Genomic DNA, 12,605 nt, shown 5'->3' on the forward strand with positions numbered 1-12,605 from the left:
GTTGAGTTTCTGGGGTGTAAGCTTTAAATGAAAGAAATCAATGTGGTATGGCTAAAACGAGACTTGAGGCTCACTGATCATGCTCCCTTATACAACTCGCTTATTTCCAAACACCCTACCGTGTTGTTATACATCGTCGAGCCAATTCTGATTGAAAATCCACACTATTCACTTCGTCATTGGCGTTTTATCTGGCAATCCATACAAGACTTAAACCTTGCATTACTAGACTACGATAGTCGTGTTTCGGTTTTGTTCGGTGATGCACGCTCTTGCTTCCAAGCCATTCAGTCTCAATACAAAATCAATGCTGTTTTTTCTCATCAAGAAATCGGGTTAAATTGTACTTTTGACCGAGATAGAGAAATGTCAACTTGGTTCAATTCAAACCAAATAGATTGGTATGAATTTCAGCAAGGAGCAGTACTAAGAGGAGTAAAAAACCGCTTAGATTGGGATAAAAACTGGCAAAAGTTTATGCGCGCTCCGCTTTGTAATACGGTTCTCAAAGCTAGCTCTCTTCATTATTTAGAGCCAGACGACTTTGGCTTAGCCTTTGATCCCCCAGCAAACTGGCTTTTGAAGATCAGAGGAGTGCAAACTGGTGGAAGTAAGCTGGCTTGGCAAACGCTTGAAGACTTTTTTACGCGTAGAGGTAAAAAGTACTATTGCAGTATTTCAAGCCCTTCCGAGTCGAGAACGGCATGCACTCGTCTTTCTCCTTATTTGGCTTGGGGTAATATTTCACTACGAGAAGTTTATCAATGCCTATTGCAAAATTGGCAAACAGCAGGATTTAGACGTAGCTTAATCGCTTTATCTTCCCGGCTACATTGGCATTGTCATTTTATTCAGAAGTTTGAGAGTGAAAGTGACATGGAGTTTCGATGTATCAATCAAGCATACGAACCATTACTCAACCATTCTTGTATCAAAGACTCGAAAAAACTCTTTGCTTGGAAATTTGGCAATACAGGAATTCCACTTATAGATGCTTGTATGCGCTGCCTTCACCATACCGGCTATATCAATTTTCGCATGCGTGCAATGTTAGTCAGCTTTTTAACGCATCACATGAACATGGATTGGCGAGATGGCGTCACTCACCTTGCTCAGCTCTTTCTCGACTTTGAACCCGGCATTCATTACCCACAATTTCAAATGCAAGCGGGGCTCACAGGAACCAATACCATTCGAATTTACAACCCAACCAAGCAGGCAAAGGAGCATGATGCTGAAGGGAAATTTATCCATAAATGGCTGCCAGAACTCGCTTTGGTCCCCATTCCACTTTTGTTCGAACCATGGAAGATGACCTCTATGGAAGCCATCATGTATGAACTTGATCAAGATTCACCGTACTTAAAGCCAATTATCTCATTAGACGATTGTGCCAAAAGTGCCCGCGATAGACTTTGGCGTTGGAAAAAACGTCAGGATGTGAGATCAGAGGGAAAACGAATTTTATTCACCCACGTGCGACCAACAAAGCAGAAGCAGAAGCAGAAGCAGAAGCAGAAGCAGAAGCAGAAGCAGAAGCAGAAAGAATCTTAAACAAATCAGCTAGCCTAAAACAAAAACTAAGAGACCCCTATGACTCAAAAGAAAATTTCTCACAAGGACATTCAAGCGATGGAAAGCCGCTACCGCGCTCGCCTTATCAATTCTTTATCAGGATATAAAAGCGCAAACTTGATCGGAACACGAGATGAACAAGGACAAGAGAACCTCGCCATTGTCAGTTCCGTTGTTCACTTCGGTTCTAATCCACCTCTACTTGGTTTTATTGTGCGCCCGAGAAAGAGCCGTCGTCATACACTTGAAAATATCTTGCATACTCATTATTTCACGATTAATGCAATCAATAGAGATTTTATCCAGCAAGCCCACCAAACATCGGCGCGTTATGCGAAGGATATTTCAGAATTTGAAAGTGTTGGCCTAACCCCCTGCTATCAAGATAACTTTGCTGCTCCATTTGTTCTTGAAAGTAACTTACGGATTGGCCTAGTTTTAAAGGAGCACATTATTATAAATAGTAATCAAACTGAAATGTTAATCGGAGAAGTTCAGACAATTAGCCTCCCTGAAAAAGCAATGATGCCAGATGGGCACCTTGATCTCAGCCTATTGGACATTGTTTCTATTTCTGGTCTCGATAGCTATCATACTGCACAAAAAGTACACCGTTTAGGCCATGCAAAACCAGATCAACCGGTGTTACCACTCACAGTGGAAGGAAAAAACTTTAATTGATGATTTATTGCAGTACCTTAGAGCTAAGGCTATCTTATTAAACATAACATCTTGGGGTTACAATATTAACCTAAAGAACTTATAGCGAGTAAAGTACTAGCAAAAATAAACATCGTACCAAATACTCGATTGAGCCGAACAATATGTTTAGGCTCATGAATGAGAAGACTAAGCCTTTGAGCAAGAATTGCATAAAGAAACATAATAAAACAATCTACACATACTAAGGTTGTCCCCATAATAAGCATTTGAATAGGATAAGAATAGTTAGGAAGAATAAATTGTGGTAGGAGAGCAACCAAAAAGACTATACTTTTAGGGTTTGTTACATTAATCAATGTAGATTGTAATAAAACGGACCATGAATTCACCTTATTCGACATCTTTGATTGTTCGTGAAAAACTGGTTTCTCTACTATTTTTTTTATGCCCAAGTATATTAAGTACAATATTCCAACCCACTTAATGAAATTAAAAGCTTGATCAGATTGGAGTAATAAAGATCCAAGGCCAACTCCAACTGTCAATAAATTAAATATATTACCAATTTGTAAACCGGCATTTGCGACTATTGTATTTCTCATACCATTCTGCATAGTTACAGACATCATATTAACCGCACCGGCTCCTGGTGAAATCGCTAATATAAAAGATGACAATAAAAATCCTAGCCATACATTTAATTCCATTCTTTACTCCTAATAGTTCATATAAATATTGATTCATATTTTTGAAACTTATTTGTTCCTAAAAATATCAACGAAAAGCATTCTTACAGACTAAAATAAATATCATGTATAATTAGACGAATCATAAACGCCCAAACACATAAGAAAAACTCAGTTTTTATCTCTTTGTTCGTAAGGAAAAGTAATGGACACTCGTTTTATCGAAAGCCTTATTGCTGTAATCGAAGAAGGCTCTATTGCTGGTGCTGCAAGACGCCAAATGCTCACACCAGCAGCTATTAGCCAAAGAATTCAAGCTCTTGAAACAGAGTTTAAGTGCCAGCTATTCAGTCGTGCAGGGAATACTGTTCAACCAACGGACAACTGTCTAGCAATATTGCCCAAAGCACAATTTATTTTAATGGAAGTTCAGAAACTAATAGAAGAAACTCAAGATACAAGTCTTAAAGGGACATTAAGAGTAGGTGCAAATTCAACCTCATTAATCGCATTCATACCCAGTACTTTAAAAGCAATACGAACATTAGCACCTGATGCCAATTTCCATGTCGTCCCTGGAAACTCCATTGATTTATATCAAGATTTACAGAATGGTAATCTCGATGCAGCTATTATGGTCAAGCCCCCCATGGGCATCCCTAAATCTCTTCGTTATTGGATACTAAGAAGTGAACCTTTAGTTTTAATTCACTCTCCATCTTACCAAGGCGATACCAGAACCATATTAGAGAATGCGCCTTATATTCGCTTTGATCCAACGTGTTGGGGAGGACAAGTTGCAGAACAATATATAAACCACAACAAGATAAAGAAACAAGCTATATTTGATCTTGATTCACTTGAAGCAATTGCTCAACTCGTCAGCGAAGGTGTTGGAGTGTCTTTGGTACCTGAATGGGCGGGTTTAGAACAGTTTGGGAATAAACTGTCTATAACTCATGTAGATTCAAAAGAATTTTTAACAAATATGGTTTTGATGACAGCCTATCACCCTAGACAGAAGAAATTACTAACCCTATTCATAGAACAATTATCTTCGCTAGATTCTATTTATTACTCACCCAAAAGAAAAGTAATTTAAGATACAAGCAAATAAAACATTCACCAGACCAATTACAACAAACGCCAAGCATTTGACTGAAAAATGTTAATTTGATATTGTTATCGATTGGAATTTAGGAGTTATATAAATGTTTAAAAGTTCTGTAGTAATAGCTTGTTTATTACTTTCATCATCTTATGTATTTGCAGCTAGCCATCAAATTGGTTATGGTCTTGGGGGAGCAACTATTGAATCCAATAAAGATGATGATATTGGGTTTGGTCAAACGTTCAATTATGCTTATCAATTTCATCCTAACTTTTCAGCTGAAATTGGGCATATGGCTTCAAAAGGCGTTTTAACTACTGCTTTATCAACAGCATTTTCCGATGAAGAACAATCCATCAAATATAACTCAACTTATTTGGGTCTCAAGGCAAACTACTACCCCGTAAGTTTTTTTAATATTTACGGCCTTGGTGGAGCAAACTACTCTGAGTTAGATAGAACGATTAAATATCAAAGTACAGGATTCACTAAGAAAACTTCAGATGACAGTATCCACGCATATTTTGGTGCAGGCGTTGAATTTATTTTATTTCAGCATGTTGGAATCGGTTTAGAATACCGTCGTTTGCTATTAGCTAAAGACTTTCAATCAGATTTTTTGTCAGCTCAGATCAACTATAAGTTTTAAAAATTGGCTCTGTTTGATAACAGAGCCAGAAAATTTCCACCGCTCTAGTATTGAATATTGAGCCAGCTTCCCGCAAAGACTGATATCAAAAATAAAGATACCACAGTTAAAATATAAATTTAAGCAGCATAGATTTTCATTGCTACCATTTAGGCAAATGTTCATCTGTTAACTGACTTCCTGAAGAAAAAGAGTTATGGCTCTTTACTTGAGAAACATTCCATAAGTGTAAGTCTTGGTTAAAGAGATCGGCTCGATAAAACATTCGGTCCATATTAGTGACGCTACTGGTGTCCCAATTAGAAACCACACCATTAAATTGACTCGCATCTTGGAACATTTTCTCCATATCTTCGACTTTACTTGTTACCCAGTAAGAATTCGATTTATCGGTATTAATGTCTTGATCAAAACTAGCAGCATTTAAAAACATCGAACTCATCGTTATAACTTCGCTCGTATCCCACTTAGAGATATCACTATTAAATAAAGTTGCACCTTCAAACATTGAGGTCATATCTGTGACATTGCCCGTGTCCCAATCGTTTAATTCACTTTGAAACCTTTTTGCGCCGTAAAACATGTGAGACATATTGTGAATGTTTTCTGTATTCCAACCAGAAATATCTCTATTAAAACTAGAACCATGGAACATATTTGATGTATCTTTGACATTACTTACATCCCAAGATGAGATGTCTCCATCAAAATCAAATGCTGAATAAAACATTTGAGACATTGTTTCTACATTTTTTGTGTTCCATTGGTTGAGATCGGAGTTGAATTTTGGTGCTTCATGAAACATCCCATTCATTTTTACAACATTAGACGTATCCCAAGAGCCTATATTTTGATTGAATTTACGTGCCCCAATGAACATACCTGTCATATCTGTAACACTACTTGTATCCCAACTGCCTATATCTTGATCAAACTCTTGCGAACCTAAAAACATTACACTCATGTCTTTAACATTTTTCGTTTCCCAATCACTTATATCTTGATTGAAATTACGATGAGCCACAAAAAGTTTACTCATATCAGTAACACAGCTTGTTTCAAATTTAACCAACCCTGCTTCCAAAAGGTCTAAGGCCAATTTGTTGCGTATCGTTGCATCATTGACGATCAATGTAGGGGTATCTTTTGGTGGATTATTACTCCATTCAGGGTCAATAATACTAAAGAAATTACCATTACACGTCAAATCAGAAGGTTCTTCTTTTTTAACAAAATCAACTTGGTAGTAACAATCTCTGCTTATTTCACCCGTATTAAAATGGTTATCAGCACTTTGCTTATTGTAAGTACACTCTTTAAGATCACTACTCGAAATTTTATCAACTATATACCCTTCTTCTGGTTTAGTAATAAAACTCACGGACTGAGCTGATGAAACATTAACACTGTTAGTACCACTCGAATTATTAGCATTCATATCGACTATCTCAACAGTGCCATTATCACTTGCTGACACTACAACTTCATAGAAGTTCTCTAAACTAACGATAATAGTACAATCATTATTTATATCCGATGTGATAAAATGAGATTCTTCATAAGAGTTAATGATTCTTTCTTTTTGGAAAGCATCACAAGTACCGTCACCTTTCACATCCACAATTCTGCTACCAAAATCTGGAATAACCGAAAAAGATGCCTTTTCTCCAGACTGTACTACAAAAGGACGAGGACTAATAATTCCGTTACCTTCAGTAATAAAACTAATTTTATAGCTTGGCGATTGTTGAATCTTCTTAAATTCAATCAATAATTCGCAATTTCCTTGTTCAAAATCAATTATATACTCTTTGCTAGAATCTAAGGCATTATCTGACGTCGATAATTTACACTCATATGCCCCCTGCGAAATGCTTATGTTATCTAGCTGATATCCTTTTTTAGCAACGAACCAAAGTGGAATGGTCGTGTCATTTTCTGGGTGAACTTTTGCATTTTCTACTTGTTCCCCACCTTTTGAAAAAGTAAATCCACCCGAATTATGTTCTGAAATAACTTTTACAGATACAGTATTACTGATGCTAGGATTATCAATATCTGGGTTTTCCTCTTCGAAATTGATCGTGATGTTACATCGCCCAGAAGCGGAGCTGACAGCATATCCGATAGAAGTTCCCGAATCTGAATTAAAATTTCGATCAAGTGTACATTGCCGTTCTCCGGCAACGTAAACGTCACGCAAGCGATAGCCTTCATCAGGTGTTATGAGAAATTCATTAACTAATCCTTTTGGTGGGTAAAAGTGTGTTGATTGAAATTCTTTATTACTTTCCGGAAGTGAAAAGCTGCCTGAAGGAGTACCGACATTTATATAAACTGAATTACTTACTGACTCTGGGAGTGTTGATGGCGGTGTTGTGAGAAATGATTGAAATTCAACATCTATGTTGCAATCACTTTCTATCGAATCCACAGTATATGCGATAGTCTTATTATCGATGAACCTGATACTAGGAACAATGCGACAATCTCCACTAAGTATTGCGACATTACTAATTTTATAGCCCGCATTTGGGCTAACTTCAAAATGATACAAAGCCCCAGATTTGACAGTATCTTTTTCGTGGAAAATTTCTCCACCTTGATTTGATATAACGCTCACAACATAGTTTGGACTCGCTACCTCAAATGCCCCTTCATCATCACAGCCATTTAGTAGTGGAAGTAGAGTTAGGAAAAATAACCAGCTTTTGTACATGTTATTCATTGCTGAATGCCTCATAATTAAATCTCAAGAACAAATTCAAGACACAGAAGCCTTCTCTGTTTCAAGATTAAGAGGCTAAAATCATCTCGTTTAAACTTAACTAGGCAAAATTTTCTAAACAATACTCTAAAGGGGCTATTAACTCACACAGTGAATCATCTTTTACCTAATGTTGTTTTACTGAGCATGCTTTAATCCTCAAGAAAACGAACGATTTTCTTTTCAATTACATGAAACAATGTCCTAGATCTTAATTTCATCTGAAGATAAATTGTTTATTAAACAGTCAATAATAACGATAGCTTAGGTTTATTATTTTGTAAATAATCTAACTTTTGATTGCAGGGACATCTATTAATTCAGGCATTATTTATTTGGCTTTCAGCCTATCTCCTTCAATTTCAAATAATTAAGACACCTTAACAAATGTCAGATAGTTATGTTTAAGAATGGATGACCTATTATAAACGCGCCATAAGTAATCAAACTTGAAGATATAAAATTGTCAGTTTGTAAAAGTTCGATACCTCCAAGTCGACAAGAGATGAAAAATGAAAACCACTGTGGCGTGTAGCTTTATTTTCGAATTCATGGCTGGGATAAGCTATTTGTCTTTTGCAATTACCGACAGAAAGTTTTAATGTAAAGCGCTTCAACTTTATCTCTTGCCCATTGAGTTCGGCGCAAAAACTTTAATGATGATTTAATCGACGGTTCTTTGTAAAAACAATTGATTTGAATTTCAGCATCAAGCCCTTCCCAGCCATAATGCTCATGCAAACGTACAAGGATTTTTTCCAAGGTCAAACCATGTAATGGATTATTAGGTTGCTCTTGATTCACTTTGATTATTCCTATGATAGTTTTAGTTTAAATTGTACCAGACTGCGTATTTGATAAGTGGGTATTTTATGTTTAAATTCCGAAACCTATACATAGAGGCAAGAGTTGCCTTAATCACTGCACTGCCTTACTAGAATAGGCCTATTATCTAAAGCATAGTTCTGCCCAACGCGCTAATCCAGCCGTTACGGAGCCAAAATAGTTACCACTTACAATGGGAATATTTGGTAATACAACCTGAACTGCTTCTCGCAAAATTGGCGACCGGGCTGCCCCCCCAGTCATAAAAATGGCATCAGGTTGAACGCTAGCTTGAGCAACAGCTTCGCTCACTAAGGCCGTGACCTTACTTTTAGGTGACTCTATTGCTTCGATCATTTCATCACGTTGAATATCAATATCGAGTCTTTCAGACATAAGATCAATATTTACTTGATAAGTCTTTTGGTCTGACAAGGCAATTTTTGATTCTTCTGCTCTCTGAACAATATGATAACCCAATGACTCACTATACACTTCTAGTAAACGAGCCAATTTTTGAGGCTCTTGAGCTTGCTTTTGTAACAGCTGTAAAACTGGCAGATTTTTCTTCGAATAGAATTCATTCTGTGCAGCGACATTATTAATTGCGATAGGGTTCCAGAACTGCGTTGTTGGCATCATCAAACCTGAAGCCATAAAGCTTTCCATACCAAAAGGCAACATTAGTTGCTTGAAAGCTAACGCAATATCGAAATCATTACCGCCAATTCTTTGCCCACTATGACCCAAAATGCTTGCCTTTCGATCTGTTTTATCACGCCAAGATGGCCCCATTTGAATCAAAGAGCAGTCCGTAGTACCACCACCGATATCAACCACAAGAATTAATTTGTCTTCCGAGAGAGTAGATTCATACTCTAATCCTGCTGCCACTGGTTCAAATTGAAACTCTACATTATTAAACCCAGCTCGATTTGCTGCTCTATGCAGAATCCGCTCAGCCTGTATGTTGGCCAATTCTCCCCCGCGACCATGAAAGTTTATTGGGCGGCCAATCATTGCATCGGTTATAGACTCTTGTGCATTCAACTCAGCTTGTGATTTGATATTAGCCATCATTGCGCATACCAAGTCCTCAAAAAAATTCAATTGAGTGTCATTTAAACCAGACGAACCTAAAAATGATTTAGGTGATTTAACATAATAAATATCGCTAGGGTCATCTAAATAGCGATTCAACGCCGCTTGACCAAATGCTAGGTCGTGTGGTTGAAGCTCAATACTTTCTTCTCGGTTTATATTCATGGCACGTTGAAGCGCGTTTATACCTAATGTGTCTAAAGGTTTTATATTATAGTAACGAAACAAATACTCAGTGACAGCTTCACGGGTAGGGGCTGATAAAGAAGAAGGAATATAAGGACTATTTTCTTCAAGGTTTAACAGTTGAGGCTCCCCTTGCGTCATTTTTGCTACTGAGCAATTTGCCGTACCATAATCAAAACCAATTTTCATATATCTCCCTTTACAATTGCATGCACAAACCAAAGGTCAAAGATACTACCTTGTCAGACACCTATACCCAAGAAACCCCACAATGAAAGTGTGATTTAAATCACGTATAAGAAAAACAATCATAATCACTTTGCATGGCAGTTTAATCACTATAATTATCCGAACATTCGTTTATCCTTCAATATATTGATTTAATTGAAATTTTATTCTTTTTATCTAAATTGAACTGACATCAGTTTTATTTATAACAAAAACCAAAGCCATTATTATTGTGAATAGCATCAATCATATGGTTAAGGTAACATGAAGCTAAAAACACTATTATTATATATTTTCCCTTTAACGAGTCATTTGTGTTTTGCCAAAGCAACTGAACATTCACCTGTAGTAGAAACAGTATTTTATAATCAAGTTGATCCTAAATTTCATGATTCTCTTTATTTATTCCAACTATTTCTATCACGAGAGTGCATCAACTACAAAACAGATTATGAAACTTGCCATAAATACCTAAAAAGTAAAAATGAAAGCACTACTCGTGCTTGGTATCGAGAAAACGATCCTATAAAAAAACAATATTTATTTATTAAAGAAGAGATTCTTTTAAATACAAGAATTATTCTTCACGATATTCATTTTGGAAGTGATAAGATGATCAGCCCGATCATCGAAGATACGAAAGAGATTATAGATAAAGAGCTAAAAAAACGAGCAGACAAGGTTATTTCTTCGGAGTTAAACGCAAATGGAGGCAAAACAGGGATACATTTTGCAGGCTCATATCAGGAATTAGCAAAAATATATATGGCAGCCATCGATCAATTTCGCACTAAAAATAATATGGACCAAGCTTATAATCTACAGAATACCCTCACAAAAAAAGAAAAAATATATTACCAAGAACTGTTATTCACGGTTAAATACCTTGAACAAAAATTGGCTAGAACCCATGCAGAACAAGCATTGGACAACTATATAGAATCAGCAATTAAAGACATTGCTCAATGTGACCCTTGTACAACTAACCTGATCCTAAAAAAGAATATCGATGGCAAATTAGTCTATCAAGATATCGCATTAATGAATATGGTGCTGTTTGGACTCCCGCCTTTACCCTTTGGTTCTGCTCGTAGTGAAGTTACCTTTCCATATGAATACACAAAAAAAAATGAGAATAATTTTTCTGTTGTTGAGTTCATCAATGCACTCAGACTGTTTGTTATGCAAAATCAATCGAAATTCTTTGTTTCACTCGATCAGCTTCAATCAGATTCTAAGCCAGAAGATATCGACATTAAATCATGGCAAGTCATGAAACAACAGATGTCGAATAAGGATCAACTCAAGAATGCAATTTGGGAGGTTGGCGCGATCCCTAATTTACGAGATCTTTATAATTCCATTATCGATGTAACAACAGGTCAAACACAATTGACTTTCTTGAAAGAGTCGTCAAAAGCCATGAATAGAGCTGTCACAACGAATTTCAAGCTGGCTAATATTGGTAATACAATCAACATTGCAAGTGCTGTTGGCCTTACAGTAAAACATCTCCCTAAGCTCATTATGGGTGAATCTCTTCGCTACCTATGCCAAAGCGATGAGTTTCAAGGAAGTGGATTCAGTCGAGGTATCAGCTTAGAAGAAGTCTGTATTTATGTTCCTAATTTTAAGTCAAAATCTTTTCCAATTACGATCAGTTCGCAATTGAATGATTCAGATACACGAACCTATAACCTACTTCTTGTACACGATAGCGGTGCTATTATTCACAATGCCAATATATCTATTAAACAGGAAATTACACTTCAAAGATCAAGGTTGTTTGACGAAGATTTAACTCATTATACCTTAAAAATTTTTGACCAACATGATGAGATCATAAACTTCCAACTTAATGAAGCTATGTTTCAAAGAAGCTACGCAGGGGTGGTAAAAGGGAATAGTTTCTATTTTGTTAAAGAAATCTTTGATAATCACAAAGCAGAATTCGTAAACCGCACAAGAGCCTCAACGGCTTGCGGCTTACCGCCAATGAACGTGAATGATAAAGAATACTTTTACTCTTGCTTGGAAGGTAAATACTATCCCTATGCAATCCCTGCTTACTATTTAGACAACATGCATGTTATCGATTATTACGACATCAATTAAAGATATTTGATTAAAATTTCAATCCACAAGTTTCATCTAAATAACAACGGCGTTAATAAGCTTTTGTTCTTAATGCCGTTTAACTATGCCCGCTAAATAAATATGCCCGCTAAAATCACGCTTCGTAATTTTTTAATAGTACTTTTAACGCCTGATTAAACTCTGTTATTTCAGTTTTGCTCAAAGCACTGATAAGTTGATGTTGCAGCTGAAGATGAGGTTCAAGCATGGTGTTAATCAACTCTAAACCTTGGGCAGTCAGCTCGACAGTCACACTTCGACGATCGTCTTTGCTGTGCTCTCTTACAATCAGGCCTTTTTTCTCCAATTTATCAAGACGATTGGTCATTGCCCCTGATGTCAGCATTAATGAACCGAGCAATCCTGATGGCGTCAATCTATATGGCTCACCGCTACGCCTTAAGGTTGCAAGTACATCAAACTCACCTAATTTTAGGCCGTATTGTTTATGTAATTTGCCAACATGAGTTTCCATGTACTTCACAATTCTCATCAAGCGCCCCATGACCGCCATGGGCTCTGTATCTAACTCCGGCCGTTCTTGTGACCATTGACTGATTGCTCTCTCAACCGCGTCCATATAAAGGATCGCCTCCAACAGCTTTTTCATTCAGAAATGATATCTTATCATAATGATACTTTACAGTAACTAGACGCTAAGGTATCTTTACAAAAACT

At 36.7% G+C, this 12,605-nt stretch carries 10 protein-coding genes; 5 read left to right on the forward strand and 5 right to left on the reverse strand.

Annotated features, from left to right (window positions below):
- Positions 1–27 precede the first annotated feature (27 nt).
- Both VSA01S_RS05830 and VSA01S_RS05835 read left to right on the forward strand, forming a co-directional pair.
- Entirely contained in the window at positions 28–1,554 is a 1,527-nt protein-coding gene (locus VSA01S_RS05830; RefSeq protein ID WP_050567391.1) for a cryptochrome/deoxyribodipyrimidine photo-lyase family protein, read from the forward strand.
- Positions 1,555–1,593: 39 nt separating this feature from the next.
- Positions 1,594–2,256, forward strand: a complete 663-nt coding sequence (locus VSA01S_RS05835) for a flavin reductase family protein (RefSeq protein WP_039982144.1) — start codon at positions 1,594–1,596, stop codon at positions 2,254–2,256.
- A 65-nt stretch (positions 2,257–2,321) separates the two neighbouring features.
- Here VSA01S_RS05835 and VSA01S_RS05840 read toward each other — a convergent pair whose 3' ends face one another.
- The gene (locus VSA01S_RS05840; RefSeq protein ID WP_039982146.1) at positions 2,322–2,945 is read right to left on the reverse strand and encodes a LysE family transporter; all 624 of its coding nucleotides are present in this window, start codon (positions 2,943–2,945) and stop codon (positions 2,322–2,324) included.
- 184 nt (positions 2,946–3,129) lie between these two features.
- Between VSA01S_RS05840 and VSA01S_RS05845 the strand changes: the two genes are divergently transcribed.
- Positions 3,130–4,026 carry a LysR family transcriptional regulator gene (locus tag VSA01S_RS05845; protein WP_039982148.1) on the forward strand — a complete coding sequence of 299 codons (897 nt, stop codon included), beginning with the start codon at positions 3,130–3,132 and terminating at the stop codon, positions 4,024–4,026.
- A gap of 109 nt (positions 4,027–4,135) precedes the next feature.
- Positions 4,136–4,684: an outer membrane beta-barrel protein gene (locus VSA01S_RS05850; RefSeq protein ID WP_039982149.1), complete on the forward strand. Its 549-nt coding sequence runs from the start codon at positions 4,136–4,138 to the stop codon at positions 4,682–4,684.
- A 142-nt stretch (positions 4,685–4,826) separates the two neighbouring features.
- Here VSA01S_RS05850 and VSA01S_RS05855 read toward each other — a convergent pair whose 3' ends face one another.
- The 3 genes from VSA01S_RS05855 to yegD form a co-directional block, all read right to left on the reverse strand.
- Positions 4,827–7,412: a BspA family leucine-rich repeat surface protein gene (locus tag VSA01S_RS05855; protein ID WP_158000788.1), complete on the reverse strand. Its 2,586-nt coding sequence runs from the start codon at positions 7,410–7,412 to the stop codon at positions 4,827–4,829.
- A 621-nt stretch (positions 7,413–8,033) separates the two neighbouring features.
- Positions 8,034–8,255 carry a VF530 family protein gene (locus VSA01S_RS05860; protein WP_039982151.1) on the reverse strand — a complete coding sequence of 74 codons (222 nt, stop codon included), beginning with the start codon at positions 8,253–8,255 and terminating at the stop codon, positions 8,034–8,036.
- Positions 8,256–8,399: 144 nt separating this feature from the next.
- The gene (gene yegD, locus VSA01S_RS05865) at positions 8,400–9,752 is read right to left on the reverse strand and encodes a molecular chaperone (RefSeq protein WP_039982153.1); all 1,353 of its coding nucleotides are present in this window, start codon (positions 9,750–9,752) and stop codon (positions 8,400–8,402) included.
- A gap of 303 nt (positions 9,753–10,055) precedes the next feature.
- On the opposite strand from yegD, the gene VSA01S_RS05870 reads away from it, so the two are divergent.
- Positions 10,056–11,906, forward strand: coding sequence for a hypothetical protein (locus tag VSA01S_RS05870; protein ID WP_050567393.1), 1,851 nt, complete (start codon positions 10,056–10,058; stop codon positions 11,904–11,906).
- 115 nt (positions 11,907–12,021) lie between these two features.
- On the opposite strand, the gene VSA01S_RS05875 is transcribed toward VSA01S_RS05870, so the two are convergent.
- On the reverse strand, positions 12,022–12,507 hold the full coding sequence (locus tag VSA01S_RS05875; RefSeq protein ID WP_039982154.1) for a MarR family winged helix-turn-helix transcriptional regulator: 486 nt from the start codon (positions 12,505–12,507) through the stop codon (positions 12,022–12,024).
- Between the last annotated feature and the right edge of the window lie 98 nt (positions 12,508–12,605).

It is taken from the genome of Vibrio sagamiensis NBRC 104589 (assembly GCF_007990935.1).
GTDB classification, from domain to species: Bacteria; Pseudomonadota; Gammaproteobacteria; order Enterobacterales; family Vibrionaceae; genus Vibrio; species Vibrio sagamiensis.